Annotated in this window: 16 protein-coding genes; 6 read left to right on the top strand and 10 right to left on the bottom strand. The window is 47.1% G+C overall.

All coding sequences use genetic code 11. The features are described from left to right. Nucleotides 1-205 precede the first annotated feature (205 nt). The 3 genes from bglX to MKX36_RS01505 all read left to right on the top strand — a co-directional run bounded on the left by bglX (nucleotide 206) and on the right by MKX36_RS01505 (nucleotide 7,004). Nucleotides 206-2,380: a beta-glucosidase BglX gene (bglX, locus tag MKX36_RS01515; protein WP_340864094.1), complete on the top strand. Its 2,175-nt coding sequence runs from the start codon at nucleotides 206-208 to the stop codon at nucleotides 2,378-2,380. Nucleotides 2,381-2,393: 13 nt separating this feature from the next. Further along, nucleotides 2,394-5,834, top strand: coding sequence for a GH36-type glycosyl hydrolase domain-containing protein (locus MKX36_RS01510; RefSeq protein WP_340864093.1), 3,441 nt, complete (start codon nucleotides 2,394-2,396; stop codon nucleotides 5,832-5,834). A 165-nt stretch (nucleotides 5,835-5,999) separates the two neighbouring features. Then, a complete protein-coding gene (locus MKX36_RS01505) occupies nucleotides 6,000-7,004 on the top strand; it encodes a LacI family DNA-binding transcriptional regulator (protein ID WP_019685866.1) in 1,005 nt (334 codons plus the stop codon). Nucleotides 7,005-7,098: 94 nt separating this feature from the next. Here MKX36_RS01505 and MKX36_RS01500 read toward each other — a convergent pair whose 3' ends face one another. The 6 genes from MKX36_RS01500 to MKX36_RS01475 form a co-directional block, all read right to left on the bottom strand. Then, the gene (locus MKX36_RS01500; protein ID WP_340864092.1) at nucleotides 7,099-7,776 is read right to left on the bottom strand and encodes a hypothetical protein; all 678 of its coding nucleotides are present in this window, start codon (nucleotides 7,774-7,776) and stop codon (nucleotides 7,099-7,101) included. 88 nt (nucleotides 7,777-7,864) lie between these two features. Then, entirely contained in the window at nucleotides 7,865-9,082 is a 1,218-nt protein-coding gene (locus MKX36_RS01495) for a stalk domain-containing protein (RefSeq protein ID WP_017425684.1), read from the bottom strand. Between the two features lie 362 nt (nucleotides 9,083-9,444). Further along, the gene (locus MKX36_RS01490; RefSeq protein WP_017425683.1) at nucleotides 9,445-9,930 is read right to left on the bottom strand and encodes a cytochrome c biogenesis protein CcdC; all 486 of its coding nucleotides are present in this window, start codon (nucleotides 9,928-9,930) and stop codon (nucleotides 9,445-9,447) included. Between the two features lie 39 nt (nucleotides 9,931-9,969). Next, complete coding sequence (locus MKX36_RS01485; RefSeq protein ID WP_017425682.1) at nucleotides 9,970-10,737, bottom strand: ABC-2 transporter permease; 768 nt, start codon at nucleotides 10,735-10,737, stop codon at nucleotides 9,970-9,972. Beyond that, nucleotides 10,734-11,447 (bottom strand): ABC transporter ATP-binding protein, encoded by a 714-nt coding sequence (locus MKX36_RS01480; protein WP_250248510.1) that lies wholly within the window; start codon nucleotides 11,445-11,447, stop codon nucleotides 10,734-10,736. Before MKX36_RS01480 ends, MKX36_RS01485 begins: the two co-directional genes overlap by 4 nt. After that, nucleotides 11,444-11,857 carry a GntR family transcriptional regulator gene (locus MKX36_RS01475; RefSeq protein WP_016820218.1) on the bottom strand — a complete coding sequence of 138 codons (414 nt, stop codon included), beginning with the start codon at nucleotides 11,855-11,857 and terminating at the stop codon, nucleotides 11,444-11,446. The genes MKX36_RS01480 and MKX36_RS01475 overlap by 4 nt, the downstream gene beginning before the upstream one ends. A 213-nt stretch (nucleotides 11,858-12,070) precedes the next feature. Here MKX36_RS01475 and MKX36_RS01470 point away from each other — a divergent pair, with 213 nt between their 5' ends. Together MKX36_RS01470 and MKX36_RS01465 are read left to right on the top strand one after the other, a co-directional pair. Beyond that, nucleotides 12,071-12,643: a hypothetical protein gene (locus MKX36_RS01470; protein WP_340864091.1), complete on the top strand. Its 573-nt coding sequence runs from the start codon at nucleotides 12,071-12,073 to the stop codon at nucleotides 12,641-12,643. 259 nt (nucleotides 12,644-12,902) lie between these two features. After that, on the top strand, nucleotides 12,903-13,448 hold the full coding sequence (locus tag MKX36_RS01465) for a GNAT family N-acetyltransferase (RefSeq protein WP_340864090.1): 546 nt from the start codon (nucleotides 12,903-12,905) through the stop codon (nucleotides 13,446-13,448). Nucleotides 13,449-13,498: 50 nt separating this feature from the next. Here the strand turns inward: MKX36_RS01465 and MKX36_RS01460 are convergent, their stop codons facing one another. Then, on the bottom strand, nucleotides 13,499-13,831 hold the full coding sequence (locus MKX36_RS01460) for a hypothetical protein (protein ID WP_016820215.1): 333 nt from the start codon (nucleotides 13,829-13,831) through the stop codon (nucleotides 13,499-13,501). A gap of 186 nt (nucleotides 13,832-14,017) precedes the next feature. On the opposite strand from MKX36_RS01460, the gene MKX36_RS01455 reads away from it, so the two are divergent. After that, nucleotides 14,018-14,842 (top strand): alpha/beta fold hydrolase, encoded by an 825-nt coding sequence (locus MKX36_RS01455; protein ID WP_017425678.1) that lies wholly within the window; start codon nucleotides 14,018-14,020, stop codon nucleotides 14,840-14,842. An 82-nt stretch (nucleotides 14,843-14,924) separates the two neighbouring features. On the opposite strand, the gene MKX36_RS01450 is transcribed toward MKX36_RS01455, so the two are convergent. The 3 genes from MKX36_RS01450 to MKX36_RS01440 form a co-directional block, all read right to left on the bottom strand. Beyond that, the gene (locus MKX36_RS01450) at nucleotides 14,925-15,140 is read right to left on the bottom strand and encodes a cold-shock protein (protein WP_013308357.1); all 216 of its coding nucleotides are present in this window, start codon (nucleotides 15,138-15,140) and stop codon (nucleotides 14,925-14,927) included. Nucleotides 15,141-15,271: 131 nt separating this feature from the next. Then, nucleotides 15,272-15,472, bottom strand: a complete 201-nt coding sequence (locus tag MKX36_RS01445; protein ID WP_007428290.1) for a cold-shock protein — start codon at nucleotides 15,470-15,472, stop codon at nucleotides 15,272-15,274. A 384-nt stretch (nucleotides 15,473-15,856) separates the two neighbouring features. Continuing rightward, nucleotides 15,857-18,292 (bottom strand): LamG-like jellyroll fold domain-containing protein, encoded by a 2,436-nt coding sequence (locus MKX36_RS01440; RefSeq protein WP_340864089.1) that lies wholly within the window; start codon nucleotides 18,290-18,292, stop codon nucleotides 15,857-15,859. Between the last annotated feature and the right edge of the window lie 14 nt (nucleotides 18,293-18,306).

Here is an 18,306-nt window from a genome sequence, read left to right as displayed (position 1 = left end):
GCATTTGACTCTCCATTTGGAAGCGTATATAATCCAACTGAGTCCAACAATAGAAACGTTTCGATTAATAATACAACAGAAGATTATGCTTCTATACTAGCTATTAGCCTGTTCAGCACTTTTTTGAATCAACTTTATCCAAAAAATCTCATGAATCTGAAAAAGAGAGCTGTTTTACCAACCAAACAGCTTACGGAGGATTATGATGGAACAACACCTGAATTCCTATTTACAAAACATGACTCTTGAAGAAAAAGTTGACCAACTGCTTCAGCTTGTGGGTGGCTTTTTTGAAGAAGCGGGTACAGAGGGCCAAATTACTGGGCCTATGGCTTCTCTCGGCATCACAGAGCAGACGGTTCACAACGTTGGTTCCGTGCTCGGCCTTGCAGGAGCCCAGGAAGCAATTCGTGTTCAGCAGGCTCATTTGAGTAAAAACCGTCTGGGTATCCCGCTTTTAATTATGGCAGATATTGTACACGGCTTCAAAACGATTTTCCCTATACCGCTGGCTATGGGTTGCTCATGGGATATGGAACTTGCAGAAGAGAGCGCTACTATCGCTGCTCGGGAAGCAGCCGTATCCGGTGTTCACGTCACATTCGCTCCTATGGTCGATCTGGTACGTGACCCACGCTGGGGTCGTGTAATGGAATCTACTGGGGAAGACCCTTATCTCAACAGTCAATTTGCCCGTGCGTTTGTGCGCGGATTTCAGGGTAATGATCTGACGAATGATACCGAGCGGGTAGCCGCATGCGTGAAGCACTTTGCTGCTTATGGAGCCGGTGAAGGTGGACGTGATTACAATACCGTAGATGTATCTGCATGGCAGCTGCGAGAGTATTATCTCCCTTCCTACAAAGCTGCTTTAGATGAAGGCTGCGAAATGGTGATGACGTCCTTCAATACCGTAGAAGGCGTAGCGGCAACGGGCAACAAGCGCCTGATGCGTGATCTGCTTCGTGATGAATGGGGTTTTGACGGTGTGCTCATTTCGGATTGGGCCGCGATCAAAGAGCTTATTCCTCACGGCATCGCCGAGGATGAACGGGAGGCAGCAAAAAAAGCATTGCTGGCAGGCGTAGATATTGAAATGATGACCTCCTGCTACAATGGGCACCTGCCTGAGCTGATTCGCAGCGGACAGCTGGATGAAGCGCTCGTTGATGAAGCAGTGATGCGTATATTGAGGCTCAAACAAAAGCTGGGCTTGTTCGAGAATCCGCTACGCGGCGCAGACCCTGAGCGTGAACGTGAAGTGGTATTCTGCGAAGCCCACCGTGCGGTTGCTAAAGAACTAGCCATTAAATCATGCGTGCTGCTCAAAAATGATTCTGTGCTTCCATTGAATCGCAATCAACATATTGCATTGATCGGACCTTTTGCAGAGAGCGGCGATATTCTGGGCTCTTGGTCATGGAGCGGTTCACAAGAGGAAGCCATTCGTGTTGTTGATGGATTCCAATCGAAAATATCCTCCTCGCTGCTCACGGTGGCGGCAGGATGCTCTGTAGACAACATAACAGAGGAGCAATATGCAGAAGCTCTGCATGCTGCCAGTCAAGCAGAGATCATCGTACTAGCGCTTGGCGAGCGCTCAGATATGAGTGGTGAAGCAGGCAGCCGTTCAAATATTCGCCTGCCGCAGGCTCAATTGGAATTGGTGAAACGCCTGAAGACACTGAACAAGCCCATGGTAGCCGTATTGTTTAATGGTCGTCCATTGGATCTGCACGGCGTCATTGAAGAAGCAGACGCTGTACTGGAAGCCTGGTTCCCTGGTGGCGAAGGCGGCGCGGCAATTGCCGATTTGTTATACGGTGATGCTGAACCTACGGGTCGTCTGACGATGTCCTTCCCGCAATCGGTCGGACAGGTGCCAGTGTATTACAATCATTTTAATACTGGACGTCCGCAGTTAGATCCGAACACAACAGAACGCTACGTGTCTCAATATCTAGACGTACCGAACGAACCTTTATTCCCGTTCGGCTATGGCCTGAGCTACACCGATGTAGCCTATGACAGCTTACAACTTTCAGGCGATACTCTTATTCCCGGTCAAGAACTGACCGTTAGAGTGCAGGTAACGAACACAGGAACACGTCCAGTCGAGGAGACCGTTCAGTTCTATGTCCGTGATATCAGCGGTGATACGGTTCGCCCCATGAAGGAACTGAAAGATTTCTGCAAAATCCTGCTTGCCCCAGGCGAAAGCCGGGAAGTGGAGTTTACAGTGACCGAGCCTCAGCTGCGCTATCATCATGCAGATTTGAGCTTTGACAGTGACAGCGGTGAATTCGCCGTCTTTACAGGACCTAACAGCCGAGATACTACTAAAGGCCGTTTTCGGTTAGTAAAAGAAACAGGAAAGTGAGGCGTTCCCTTTGATGAATACAAGTCTAGACCAAAATATTTTGCTGCGGGCCGGAGACCTGTCTTTTACCTTCTTAAGCAGCGGTGATGTGTACAAGATCGCTCACGGCTCAACGATGATCAACCAACTGTTGACCAATTCAGTCGATGGTTCCCTGAACAATCTGTACTTGAGACTGTATCGTCCTTCCGGCGTAAGCATCACTCCTCTGCTGGGAGTTCGTTCGCCCGGCGTAATCCGACAAACGGATCAGCAGATTATATGGGAAGGGTTCACTGCCGGTGTAGGCTATCAGGTGACCTTCACACTCAGCCGCCTGGGAGTATGGTTCTGGGATGTAACCCTACAGGGCGATGATGTTGAAGCAGATATTGTGTACGGTCAGGATATCGGCATTGCCGATACCGCTGCTGTGCGCAGTAATGAAGCTTATTTGTCTCAATATATTGACCATACTGTCTATCATGATGAACAAAGAGGCTATACTGTTTGCTCACGTCAAAACCAGCCTCAAAGTCAGGCATTCCCATACATTCAACAAGGCTCGTTAACCCGCACTGTTGGTTACTCGACAGACGGATTTCAGTTCTTTGGACTTTCTTACAAGGAAACGAATGAGCCGGAAGCACTGCGCCGCGACACGCTCGCCAATGAAGTGTATCAATACGAATTCGCTTATACAGCGCTGCAATCTGAGCGGGTAAAACTCGCTGGGGAAGCTCGCTTTACGTTTTACGGTCTGTTCCAGCCGAGCCATCCGGCTGCAGTGACGAAGCTGGAGTATCAGGACCTGGTAACCAAAGCACGCGATGAAGTAGCTGCCGTTCTAGCGGACGCTTCTGAGACCAGCATACCAGCACACGCGGCAAGTGATCTTCAGGCAGGGCGTGTGGCCCCAGCTCAAACCATCGGTGAACCGCTGCGCACACTGGACTTGACCGATGCCGAAGTGAATCAGCTTTTCCCGAAACGCCAGGAAGAAGAACGGGATGGCGATACACTACTTTCCTTTTTCACGGATAGCTATGAGCATGTCGTACTCAAATCCAAAGAGCTTCGTGTAGAGCGTCCTCACGGACACATTTTAATGGGTGGGCATTACTCTGGAGGTAAGGAAGAAACCATTACAACCACTTCCTATATGTACGGGGTATTCAATTCCCAGCTCGTGATCGGCAATACGAATTTCAACAAAATGATCACCAACGTGCGTAATGCGCTCAACATTCCTAAGACATCCGGTCAACGTATCTACGTCGGAATTCAAGGAAAATATCGCCTGCTCACCATGCCTTCCCTGTTTGAGATTGGCTTTAATTATGTGCGCTGGTATTACAAAACGGCTGACGATACATTCATTATTACAAACCATACGAATGCTGATAGCCCAGAAGTGCGGCTTCACATGCGCTCGGCAAGTGGTAAAGCCTATCCATTCCTGATCACTCAGCAAATGTGTATGCATGTGAACGAATATGAGCTTCCGTTTCATATGGAACGCGAAGGTGATGACCTGCTCTTTAGAGCTGATTCCGCTTCCCTGAGCGCCGAGGCCTATCCCGACCTGCTTTACCGAATGCACGTAGAGGGCGCTCCATTACAGCATGTGAGCGACGCTCAAGCACTGCTACAGGGTGGAGCCTCTCCTGATGCATCCCTGGTCGTTTTGGAACTGGGCGACAGCAGCGAATGGACCTGCACTGTACAAGGTTGGTTGCATGGCCGTTCGACTGGGAAGGACCGAGCACACAAGGAGCTACACGCCTCCTTTGAAGATGAGCGCGAGCGCTACCGGGAGTATTTTGCCGAGCTTATGAATGGCTTCCATCTGACGCTTGGCCAACAGGAAACCAGCGAGCTATTCCGTGTGAACGCAGTGGCCTGGTGGTACACCCACAACATGCTCGTCCACTACTCTGTGCCTCACGGTCTGGAGCAATACGGCGGAGCAGCCTGGGGAACACGTGATGTATGTCAGGGGCCTGTCGAATATTTTTCGGCAGTGCAAAATTTTGATGAGGTTCGTTCCATTTTGCTAACTGTATTCAGCCATCAGTATGAAGACAGCGGAAACTGGCCGCAATGGTTTATGTTTGACAACTATACTCACGTGCAGCAAGAAGAAAGCCATGGGGATATTATCGTTTGGCCGCTTAAGGTACTGGGCGATTATTTGACCGCTACCCGTGATTACAGTATTCTGGGAGAAAATGTACCTTACACCCATCGACATACTTTCGATTATACCAAGCAGACTGCGACCCTTATGGAACATGCGATGAAGGAAATCGAATATATTCGAGAGAATTTCCTGCATGATACGTACTTATCGGCTTATGGCGATGGCGATTGGGATGACACCCTCCAGCCAGCCAATGCGCAGCTGAAGCAATACATGGCGAGCAGTTGGACGGTTGCACTCACCTACCAAGTGATTCGTAACTTTGCTGCTGTGTTGGAGCAAGCTCCAGCAAATGTAGTAAGCGAAGCGGATAAGATTGCACAAGATTTACATCAGATGGCGAACGGCATCCGTAAAGACTTCAATCGCTACATGCTGGAGAGCGGAATTATTCCAGGCTTTGTATATATGGAAGAGCCTGGTCAGCCCAAGCTCATGCTCCATCCGTCCGACACCGAGACGGGAATCCACTACCGTTTGCTGCCGATGACACGCAGCATGATCAGCCAGTTGCTCACGCCTGAGCAAGCATTGGCTCATGAGCAGCTCATCCGCGAGCAGTTCCTCTGCCCGGATGGTGTGCGTCTGATGAACCGCCCTGCTCAATATGATGGCGGTGTGAGTTCGCACTTCAAGCGCGCAGAGCAAGCGGCCAACTTTGGACGTGAGGTGGGGCTGCAATATGTGCACGCTCATATCCGCTTTGTGGAAGCCATGGCCAAGTTAGGACGCAAGGATGACGCTTGGCACAGCCTGAAGCTCATCAATCCGGTCGGCATCCGTGCAACCGTACCGAATGCCGAATGGCGCCAAAGCAACGCGTATTTCAGCAGCTCGGACGGTAAATTTAACACCCGCTATGAAGCACAGGAACGGTTTGGTGAACTGCGGGAAGGAGCCGTACCCGTCAAGGGTGGCTGGAGAATCTATTCCAGCGGTCCGGGAATCTACATGAATCAGCTCATATCGAATGTCCTTGGTATTCGTCAGTCAGGCGAGGACCTGATCCTGGACCCTGTGCTGCCGGACGATCTCAACGGATTGGAATTTAAATTTTCCTTTGCAGGAAAGCCAATCACCTTCGTCTACCGCATGCTGCAAGAGCATACGAGCGGTGAGCAAGGCCGTGCAGTATTGAACGGTGCCCCTCTGGAAAGTGAGCCAGCCGATGATAATCGCTATCGTTCCGGTGCCTTGCGCATCAAACGTGAGACTTTCGAGCAGGCGTTAGCAGAACATGATGGTGTACACCGTCTGGAGATTATTTTATAAATCGAATGATGCATAAGCAAAATCAGGTATAGGCAACAAAGGAATGGCGATCTTGCGGGATCGCCCTTTGCTGCTTGCATGTAGAGCTACGACATTTTGAATAGCTATGTGGTTAATAATCCATATACAATAGCACATATAAGACGAACACAAGGAGGTGACGTTGTGGTCAGCATTAAAGATATCGCCAAACAGGCGGGCGTTTCCATATCTACCGTTTCATATGCTTTGAACGGTAGCGATAAGGTAACAGAAGAGACTTGCGCACGTATTTTGGCCATTGCCAAAGAGCTTAACTATGTGCCCAATGCCGCCGCACGGAATCTCAAGAAAAGGCAGACCAAAATTATTGGCGTATTCCTGACTGATTTTCGCGGAGACGTTTATGGCGATTTGCTGTACGGCATCAAGGAAATTTTGAACCGCAAGGGCTATGACCTCATTGTCTGCAGCGGCAAGCAATCACATCGAATGCTGCCAGAACGCATGATTGACGGTGCCATCGTACTGGATCAGACGTTTGATAGTCAGGAGTTGCTGAACTACGCCGAGCGCGGACATAAAATTGTCGTATTGGACCGCGAACTGAATCATCCTAACATTAACCAGGTGTTGCTGGATAACAAAGCAGGTGCCGCGCTCGCCATAGAGCATCTATTGGAATTGGGACACCGCAAGCTATATGTTGTGACCGGACCAGAAGGTTCTTATGATTCCTGGCAGCGAATGCAGGCGGTCAAGCAGACCATTGAGCGTAGCGGCGTCGCCGAGATGATTGAAATTGACGGCAATTTCGAGAAATCGGGCGGTGAGCAGGCGGCTGAGATCATTTTACAGCAGCAGGCTCGCCCAGATTCGGAACCTGTAGCTGTATTTTGTCTCAATGATGAAATGGCCGTAGGCTTTTACAATCGAATGGCTCAGTCAGAGCTTACCATTGGCAAGGATGTTCATATCGTCGGCTTTGATAATATCGAGCTGGCGCAATATATTCAGCCCCGGCTGACAACGATAGACTACTCCAAGCGCAAATGGGGCGCTGTAGCCGCTGAACAGGTTCTCAAAATCATTGCCGGGGAAGACGTGGAGCATGAACGGTTGTACGTTACGCTTGTCCAAAGAGAATCGGCAGGCGCGGCGCTCATCACCCAAGACCAGCAGGAGCACTAATGAATCGTACAGAAGTGCCCCCACCTACCCACTTCCAAAAAAAAGAACTTCCACTGTCCCAAAATGGGTAGGAAGTTCTTTTAGCTATACTTATTTAACCTAACAAAACCTCAAGTAAATTCGCCAACGACCGTAAGGGATTGGCAATCGTCCGCCCTGTCTCCAGCTCCACCTGCAACGCAGCATCAACCATCGATAACTGTGCTACAGCCAGCCCTCTGCTGGGATCAGCCTTCCTCAATTCATGCAATGAACGAACCAGCAATTCCTCATACTCATTTTTATGTCCCTGCATAATCAGTTCAAAAGCGCCCTCCACCACCTTGACCTCTATTAAAGAAGAGAGGTCCGGCTTGCCTAATACATTGGCCGTATGATAAAGACGCTTCATCGTGCCCTCTACGGTAGCCGGATTCGTGAATACCAAGGTTCGTGGCAGCAAATCATCACACATCTCATGAAATAGAGGCTCATCCAGTGCGACAATTGGCGTAGGCATTGACCCTTGAGCCTTCTCCGCCAAAGCAATATAATTCGTACACGTTATCAAAATAACGTCTAGATCGCTTTGAGACATCCATCTCAGTTGCTCTTCTACCTTGCGACTGGCATCATCTGAAGAAAAATGCGGATCCGACGATACCCGGCGCATAAGTCCCGGCTCCACAAAATGTACCAGCTCCACCTCATAAGAAGCAAAAGCTCGTTCCACATAGGCAATGTTCGAGTGATGCGCATGCAGGCAACCCACACGTTGCTTCAAGTCTTCCACCGTCCAACCCCCTGATATGTTTGCCCCATTTTAACAGGAACCGGACGGTCTGGACAGTGCTAATCAGATCACACGACGAGCATATTCTTTAAAATTTGCCGTTCGTATTTTTCCACTCTGTTTTAGCTGGAATCTCCTGAACTACATCCCAATGCTCGGCTATTTTGCCGTTCTCCACACGGAACAGATCATAGACAGCAGCTGAGATTCCCTTAGGAGATTTCAGTTCACTTACAACCAGCACGAAGTTGCCTTCTCCAAGAACCATATGCACCTGATCATATCCAATAGAAGCTCCTTGACCCGTAGCGGATAATGCTTGCTTCAGACTGGATACACCGTCACCAAAAAGAGGATTATGCTGAATGTACTGATCCCCATTATAATAGCTTTCCAATGCTGCACGATTTTTGCCAACCAGCACATCATCTACAAACTTGCGGATCAGCGTTTTGTTTGTCTCGGTTTGGTTGAGATCCGTGACTTGTGTTGTTCCGTCAATCATGGTATGTCCACTTGGATTGGTTGGAGCCGAGTCCTGCATGTTATCCCAATGCTCAACAATTTTACCATTGCTATCGAAGCGGAAAATATCAAAAGCAATGCTCGTTTTCCCTGCAATAGACTTTTTATAATGTACTGCTACATCATTGCCATCCTGAATAACCCGCTGGACTTCAACCAGCACATTGGCTCCCTTGGATTGGCTAATCCCTTGCAAAAAGGCATCTCTCCCGCTAGCAAAGCTCGGATTATGCTGAATGTACTGATCTTTGCTGATCCAAGCCTCAGCTGCTTTCGTATCGCCCGTTTCAAAGCTCTTCAGAATCTCTACAACCTTATCCTTATTACTCACCCCGATTTGCAAGGTCTGGCTGGCCGGGTCCCAAATCACTTGCTTGCCCCACGCTTCTTTGACGACATCAACTGGTACATAGGTTACCCCTTGCTTGGTCAAGATGGTCGAGGTGGACAGTGGTACCTTAATCCCGTTGATTTGCGCTTCCGGACTGCCTGATACCAGTACAACCGTCGCTTGATCATAACGAATCGTCGTGCTTTGACGCGCCGTATTGAATGTAATATGCTTGGCGTCCAGCGGAATTCCTAAACTAGTAGCCAATTGTCTCAGGGGGATCAACACCTGCTTATTTCTCACGATAGGCGCAATTTTGTAAGCCTCCTTCTTGCCATCTACCCAAACCTGGATACCCGTAGCAGGTTTCACGTCGGCTGCTAAAGCCGGTACAGCAGAAGACAGAACGAGCAAGCCAGCAAGTGCAGCAGTAACCGTATGTTTTTTCATGAATGTAAGCCCCTCTCAACCTGTAAAATAGAGTATGGAATGCAATTTCTCTTTATGTAACTAATGTGGTTGCAGTTAACTACGAAGGTATGAACTCTTCCCCACCTATCTAACTTTAAACCCCATTTAAATCTTTTGAAACCTTATTAACCCTCCTTTGAATTTTTATACTTATGACCGTTGTCATGCAAGTCACAAACCTTCGAATAAAGGATATGGAAAGCAATAACAATGTATGATCATCCTCATTATTTTATTATAAATAACATGTACTAATGAAGTTAGCTCAAAAAAAGCGGCTCCTATCACCAAGCGAATGGACGCTTTTTGAATAGAAAGCCGCTGTTACCTCATTCATATTGTTATACAGATAACGTCCTCCGAAACTTGATAAAGCTCCCAATTCGCCAGATTGAGATATATACCAGCGCCATCGTAATGGCCAGCATGCTAATTTCGGTCGTACCCAAACTACTGAGGTATTGAGTCAGAACAACCCGAATCAAAATAATAGCGATAATAATATACTTAAAATATTGGTTCGGCTTGGGATAGATGAGACCGTCATCTCGTCTTTCATACGCCGTATGCAGCAAAATAACGTAGCCAAACAGAGCCCCTAATAACCCAGCAACCAGCAGTTCCCAAAAGGCGGGAGGCGCGTACGTTTGACCAGGAATATGCATCAATTGATATACCGATATCATCATAGCTGGGAAAGCGATAAACATAGGGAGCAAAATCCGAAATCCTTTTCCCTTTACCGGGCCCCTTCGTCTTTTGGTTCTCAACCAAATCATCAGACCCACCAGAACAGCCATCAATGCATAGATAAAGATTGTCGCCATGGTGAAATTCCTTTCTAATATAGAGTCATTTATCCTAAGTTAAATCGACAGTTTTTTCTCCAGCAAATAAGCGTTCAAGCGGATCAATGCATATGCAGCAACCCAACTAATCAACACCGCAACCGGAAAATGCCAGGTAAAAGGAAACCACTGTCCGTTGTGAACATGATGAAACTGCTCATAAATCCGCTGATCGCCTGACCAATAAAAGACGCTTCCTCCACCCATCAAAAGAATCCACAGGATTGGGCTAAGCGGCCGCAAGGTGCTGTATTTGGTACTGGCCGTCAGCAGACCCAGCGCAATAACCAACGGCGTAAAGGCGATAATCATTACAAACCAGTTTAAGCCGGCTATCATAAAAGACGCTGCATCCGCAAACGTATAAGCCTGTATGGTCGATGAGATAAATAGCGCGTATAGAGAACCTACTACAAACAAGAGCAATATCACGACAATGGTTTGTAAAATAGCAGCAATCCATTTGGCGCTAATTAGCCACATACGCGGATAGGGAAGGGTCAGCCACCATCCGTAGGTGTCATTTTCCCATTCTCTTCTCAGCATTCCCACACCCATGAAAACAATCATGTACGGCAAGCCCAGGGTGACATACCACAGCCTTGTCAATTCGAGTTGGTTGTGAAGAGCGAAGTACAAGGAGATCGCGAACGCCGCAATTAGAAATAGTGAGAAATATACAAGTCTCCACGATCTGGGCAGTCGATTGCGGCTTTGCTTTCTCCAGCTTCCTTTATTTCGAAATTCATGGCGTATTAAATCTTTGAACAGCCCGGATGAATTCACGCCTTCCACTCCCTTTTGTACAAATTGCGGAACACCTGGTTCAGCGAGCCATGCTCTGCACGCAGATCATCCGATTCACCAGACCATATCACTCGCCCGCGGTCCATCATGACCGTGTAATCAAACAAGCCTTCCACTTCCTGAATATCATGTGTGCTAATGAGTATAGATTGTTGCCGATCCTCCAAATAATCAATAATCCCAGCTACGATCGCTTCTCTAGAGAGGACATCAATGCCTACAAAAGGTTCATCCAGGATCATAAGCGGTACTTCTCGTGCCAGGCACAGAATCAGCAGCACACGTGCCTCCTGTCCGCGACTCAACCCGGCCATCTTTAGCTCCAATTCCACATCCATATGGTCAGCAAGTTTATAGGCATCCTTTAGATTGAAGCCAGGCAAAAAGGACTTCCCCCATTCCAGCGTCTGCTGAACTGTATGATTGGGATACCAGCGTGCCCGGTCAGGAAGATAGGATATATTCCGGTTGGTTTCCCAGCTTGGCTGTTGGCCCAGCACCTGAAGCTCGCCCCCGTCCGGCTGAATCAACCCCGTGATGGCTCGAAAGAGGCTGGACTTCCCGCAGCCATTGGGCCCAAGCACACCTACAATACGTCCTGCCGGAATGACGACATCCAGTTGGTCCAATGCTTTTTTATTTCCATATTGCTTCATCAGTTGCTTTGCGGTTACCACAGACTCCGTCATGCCTTTTCGCCTCCTTCCTTGTGATCTCCGTCCTGTCGGCTTCTTATATATTGCTGTACATCTTCCCAGGATAATCCCAGGCTGCTCATCTGTCCGAGAAACTGATCGATATACGACATAGCCAATTGTTCCCGAAAGCTGGCAATCCGCTCACTGGACGAAGTTACATACGTACCCAGACCGCGTCGCTTCTCAGTCAATCCGTCCCGTTCCAGCTCCTGATACGCCCGCATCACGGTATTCGGATTCATACGCAATTCCTGCGCCAGATCACGCACAGATGGCATTTTGCTTCCCATTTCAATCTCTCCTTTAGCAATGGAGCTTCGTACTTGATTTAATATTTGTTCATATAATGGCTGGCTAAAGTCTATTAAAAATCGGAACGAGCCAACCCGTTGTTCTTCCATGGGTGTTTCCCCCTAATTCGGCTGTATCTATCGTGCCTGTAGTGTATTATATCACTTAATACACGTAATACAATAGCAATTCGTTAAAATGCTAGTCCTGCCATCCAAATTCCATTCAGTAAATGCTCAGCTTGCGCTCAGATAGCATTCAAGTTAATCCCTTATGATGTATCACGTACCAAACAAACCATAAACGAAAGGTGGGAAATGAAGATGAAGAGCACCAAGAAAGCAATTTTGGCCGGAACGTTGGCGTTGGCATTTTTAGGAGGCGGAGCGCTGTACTCCACAGGCGCAGCCCATGCTGCTTCAACTACACCTGAGAAGGCTCCTACTGCAAGCAAAGCACAGGCACCTAAGGGAAACCCTGGCGATGCTAACGGTCCACAAATCGCAGGAGGAAACTATGCTGAGAACAAGGCTCTCCTGAAACTATTGAAATTGTCCTCCAGTCAGTTGGATACACAGTTGAAGGCTGGTAAATCCCTTGCTACGATCGCCAAAGCACAAGGCGTGAGCGTAAACTCCGTAATTGATGTGATGGTTTCGGATATGAAGTCAAAACTCGCTACGGAAAAACAAAATGGCAAGATTACCGCAAGCGAATATAATCAGCGTGTTTCCAATCTGAAGCAAATGATTACCGATATGGTGAATGGCGTTAAGCCCTCTAAGCCACCAGTAGACGGGGCTAAAGGAGAAGCAGGTAAAGCTCCAGCTAAAACAGATGCGGCTAAGGCTCCTGCTAAGCCAAATGCAGCTAAAGCCTCTGATAAGCAAAAATAGCTACAGCTTCTGTTTTCCAAAAGCTGTAGCTCGATAAGTCACATTCATAAGAACGATTTGTTAATCTGACACAGCCACTCCACAATAATAAATCTCCATCCGGCCTCCCTGTACGGATCGAGAATGAATAAGCCTGCCCTCTGCTACGATACAACAGAAGAGGACAGGCTTATTTTTCATGCACTTCATACAATATGTGGTAAACTAACTTAAGCCAGAGATCACATTTTTTATCCTGATTCAGCAAAAGGAGTATGTAATGAAAATAAATAAACAGGAATTTCATGCACAAGGAGTAAGCTATATCATTAGATCGGCTATGATTCAAGATGCGATGAATTTGTCTGAAATCCGCTTACGGATGGATGGAGAGACTGAAAATTTAGACAGAGAAAAGGGAGAAGCATTCATAAGTACATCCGGTTTTGAACAGCTTATTAAAGCCGATACAGAGCACGCCAAAAATCTATTTTTAGTTGCGGTCGTTCATGATAAAGTCGTTGGATTTTCAAGATGTGAAGGTCATGTTCTGCGTCGATTCGCTCATAAAGTTGAATTCGGTGTGTGTGTACTAAAGGATTTCTGGGGGTATGGAATCGGGACGAATCTTTTGAAAGAGTCTATTTCCTGGGCAGACTCTAACGGCATCCAGAAAATGAACCTACAAGTTCTAGAAACCAATAATAAAGCCATTGAACTTTATAAAAAGCATGGATTTGAAATCGAAGGGTTATTAAAAAACGACAAGATTCTCTCAGATGGTCAATACTACAACACCATAATCATGGGAAGATTCCATAACTAAAAAAGATCCTGTTCCACAGGATCTTTCATCATTTCGAGGCGATATTGGCCCTAGTAGCGATAATCATCGTAGGGATTGCGATTACGATAATGGTCTCGCGGCTGTTGGGCTGCGGTAATCATCAAAAATATGCCTGAGAGCAGGTGCATTAACCAGCCTACAAATGGAATCCACCCAACAACCGAGGTCACAATCCCTAAAATAGATCCATAATAAGTCTCTTTATTAGTCACCGATAGTACCAACGTAACAATGTGGAAAATCAACATAAAGAACAATACAGTATACGCAGAATTTATGACGAGCAGCCCGCCCAAAACAGGAATAGCAAAAAATAGCTCCAATCCGCCCGTAATCCATTTTAATGTTTTTGATGGTGTCATTGTTCCACTCTCCCAATGCTGTTTCATTCCATAAGTATATCCTATCCCCATGCAGGATGACATACATATTTTACTAATTCTATACTTGTATAGCGGCGATCTCACCCCTTTTCCGAATGAGCTAAGCCCTGACTACATATATGTGAGAGAGAACGAAATTTCGTGATTTTTAAAGGGGGGAGCATCATGGGATATTATATTGAAGTGGAACGTGGCGTTAAGCTGTATGTAGAAGATATAGGAGAAGGCATCCCCGTTTTGATGGTGCACGGCTGGCCGCTGGACCATCGAATGTACGAATACCAGGTTGCCCAGTTGCCTGCTTACGGATACCGCTGTATTCAAGTTGATCTTAGGGGGTTCGGGAAGTCTGATCGACCATGGCATGGCTACAATTATGATCGACTGGCAGACGATCTCCTGGCTGTTATACAGGCCCTCCAATTAAGCCATATACGGCTGATCGGTTTTTCTATGGGGGGAGCAATTGTCACGCGCTACATGAGCAGACATAGGGGATGGGGTGTTGATCAGCTAATTTTGATCGGAGCTGCCACGCCTCGGTTTACCCCAACCAGCGACTTTCCTTACGGCACTCCTGTCGCAGAGGTAGATAAACTCATCACACAAGCCTATACAGATCGTCCGCAACTGGTAACATCATTTGGCGAAATGTTGTTCGCCAAACCCGTCAGCCAGAGTTTACGTGACTGGTTACGTGATCAGGGCTTTGCGGCTTCGGTTCATAGCATGGCTTGTACTTTGTATTCACTGCGTGACTCTGATTTACGGCCCGATTTGCCATGTATACACGTGCCTACGTGGATTCTACACGGCAAGCTGGATCGGGTCTGCCCTTTCCCTCTAGCGCTCCAAACTCAAAAAGGAATTGCCGGCTCCAGGCTTATTCCTTTCGAACGAAGTGGTCACGGTGTATTTTATGAGGCACTACCTGAATTTAATTCCACCTTACTGAGCATACTATCCCCATCCTCTATACACCCTAATTGAAAGCCTGTTCTCAGAAAAACAAAAAAGACGCCTCAGCGCCGTTATGGCTATGGGGCATCTTTTACTACAAACATGTATCCGCTTAGGATTGTTTGGTATGATTAAAGCTCGTATTGTTTAAAACAGCCAGCTTTTTCTCGCCCTTCACCATGGCAGAACCGCAAATGGGGCATGTCGGCTCGACAGAAAAAGCGAAGTTATCCCGCATCCAGCCGTTGCATGTATCACTGGCGCAATTCCAAACAGTTGTAATTTCCTCAGGAATTTCATCCATTGGCTTTTTCCGTGAATTGTACATAAACATCCCTCTTTCTTCATGATTTATAAAGCGATAAGATGTAATCAGTTCAAAAACGGTCTTGTGAACAGATAAAAACAAATGCCCCAAACGCTATGTTCGGGGCATCTGAAGTAGGCTGTAATTTAAAATTACAGTTTTACAACGTTCTCAGCTTGTGGTCCACGGTTTCCTTCAACTACGTTGAATTCTACGCGTTGGCCTTCGTCCAAAGATTTGAAACCTTCGCCTTGGATTGCGGAGAAGTGTACGAATACATCGCTTCCACCTTCAACTTCGATGAAACCGAAACCTTTTTCTGCGTTAAACCATTTAACTGTACCTGTTTGCATGGAATTACCTCCAAAATATATTTATATGACCTTTATTTTTTACAAATAAAAATTCACATATTGCACAAGGTTATTTCAACCTAAAACAATAACCCTCTACAATATGTGAATCTCAGGTCACAATTTCAATATACTCATATTACCATAAGTGTATTGAAAACGCAAGCACTGGAGAATTTAATTTATGCAGAGTGCTTATGTCATCTATTGCTGCCTCAAGCTGTCTCCATTAGACAAGAGTGAGTCATTAACGCCTACTTAAAACATTATATCCGCAATTGCTTCCTATTATACCAGTAATCAAGAAATAAATATACACAACGTTGCGCAGGAGATGAACTTCTTGAGAAAAAGTCCATCCCCTGCTTTGTTTGCTCATTTTAATTACAAATCCGCTAGTGCTTTAATTTCCTCTGCTGTCAGCGCTTTGTTATATAACTGTACCTCGTCCATGCTGCCGTTAAAGTAGGCATCAGCGACAAAGCGGCTTTTACCGAGATACGCTTCGTTTGTCAGCAACTCATTAGGGTTAAAGGTAATACCGTCATTTACAGCTACTTCTTCACCATTTACATACAGCTTCCCTGTATTCCCCTCCAGTGTAACCGCCACATGGGTCCACTGGTTTAGAGGTAATGATGATTTGGAGAGCAGGCTCTGATCCGTACCTTCATGGATTGTAAACTGGAGTACACCGTTTCCTTGGGAAGGGGTGAGGAACATATGGCGAGCCTGGCCGTTGCCGAAGTCAAAAATCCGTTGCCAAGCGGCTCCGCCCTTCCAGTTCACCCACGCGGAAAAGGTAAAGTCCTTCGCATCCGTTACCGTGTTGGGCAGCTGCACGTAACCATCCTTGCCGTTCAGGGCAAGAGCACCGCCAAGCTTCCCATCTTTATCCCATGTGGCACCACCATAGGCCTTACCGTCGAGTTGATTATATGTGCTGTCGACAACCGAAGTTCCTTGATCCTCACTCCATGAGTAACGTGCGAGCTGAGGGCCTTGAGCCTGCTCGGGAACAATGGCACTAAAACTTTTCTTTGCTGTAGCTTTGTCCTTTTTAATAGTCGCCGTCAATGTAACTGCTGCAGGCTGGGAACCGGCTTCTGGACGGTACACTTCACCAGTGACAGAAATAATCTCAGGGCGGGAAGATTCCCACGAAATCGTGGTATCTTGTGCAGCTTGAGTAGGTAGCGTGAGATCATAAAAAACGTTGCTTGTGTCGCCTAGACTCAGATCCTTCTGCACCGCAGCTACAATCTTGCTGGCCTTCAGGTCAGGCTTTAGCGAACCCCATACTGCAACACCCTTGGAGGACAGTGCGGTAAAAGCAAGGGTTTTGGCTCCCGTGTCTGGATCACGGTGCCGCAGGAATACCCCTTTGTACTTCGCACCATCTGCTGTAATTTCCAGCTGATTGTCTGCCCCCAGCTTCCATGTACCGTTCACTCCGCCAGACAGTTTGCCACCGTGATCCAGATTGACGGTAACAGCTTGCTTAATATTGGCCGAAATTTCCTTCCCGTGATTTACATACGAGTATTGGCCGATGACATCCTTCTCTGACAGCTTTTTCAGTGAATCCTCATCTCCTGAATAACGATAAGGAGCAACTACAGGCCAACCGTCAGCGTTCATGAACATTTCATGTACCCGCACTTCAAACTGCTCACCTCTCCCCGGAAAACGGGAATGAAAAATGACAAAATGCTTTTTCGTCTTGGGATCATAATAAGCCGAGTTGTGTCCGGGCGACACATAGCCTGTTCCCAGCCCTGTTCCCGGATCACCAATTTCTCTTGGAATTAGGTAATTACCTATTAACTTGACGCCGTATGGCTCAATGGAAGCGTCATCAAAAAGAGGTTTGTCAGGATTCGCTTTAACCTTGATCATGTCGTTTCCTTCAGCATCGTAGAAAGGACCATCCGGTGTTTTGGACCGAGCCACACGCAAGTTATATCCGCCATCCGCTGACAATCCGCCATAGGACAGGAACAAGTAATAGTAGTCCGTTTGTGGACTGTATTGTATGTACGGCCCCTCCATACGAGCATGGTTACCGCCCGTCAGTTTTTTCCCGTAGCCTTGGCCTGGTAAAGGCTTCCCTGTTTTTTCATCCATCTGCATAATGAAAATGCCTCCGGAGTAGGAGCCATATACCATCCACAGCTTGCCGTTCTTATCATAGAAAGTGTCAGGGTCTACGGCATTGGGATGCTTGGTTGCGTCATAGATCGTCCCATCTTCACTCGGTTGATCCCACATACCGGACTTCAGGAAAATTCCTTTATTCTTATAAGGTCCTTCAATTTTATCAGCAACCGCTAGGCCCATAGCTGAACGCGGGGAGTCTCCTTTACAAGCGTTATAGTACATATAAAACTTGCCATCCGCCAGTTGAATGACATCCGCTGCCCACAGCGTGTCTGTCCGCGCCCAATCCAGCGCTTCCTTTAATTCCTCTTTGACGTTGGGAATCAATACATTACCATTTGCCACACCTGTCGCAATTGTATCCCAATTCATGAGGTCTTTGGACTTGGCAGCCGCCAGATGTGAACCAAAAATGTAAAATGTATCTTTCACTTTCAGGATGGATGGATCATGTACGGAAGTCTCCTTGAAGGAAACAGCCTTTTTACTTTGGCTTAAAATGTTATCCAGACCTTGAGCTTGAAGGGTGGTTTGCTCCAGACTTTGAATCCCAGCTGTATCTGAATTGAGTGTGGACTCGGCGCCCACCAAAGAAGCAGGCAACAACAGTGCACCTGCCAGAGAAGCAGCCGTTACTTTACGAACAAATAATTGCTTCATAAATCAATCTCCTC

This window comes from Paenibacillus sp. FSL W8-0439 (assembly GCF_038008995.1).
Classification (GTDB): domain Bacteria; phylum Bacillota; class Bacilli; order Paenibacillales; family Paenibacillaceae; genus Paenibacillus; species Paenibacillus polymyxa.
Note: the sequence above shows the minus strand (reverse complement) of the source record. Positions and strands in the feature narration are given on the sequence as shown.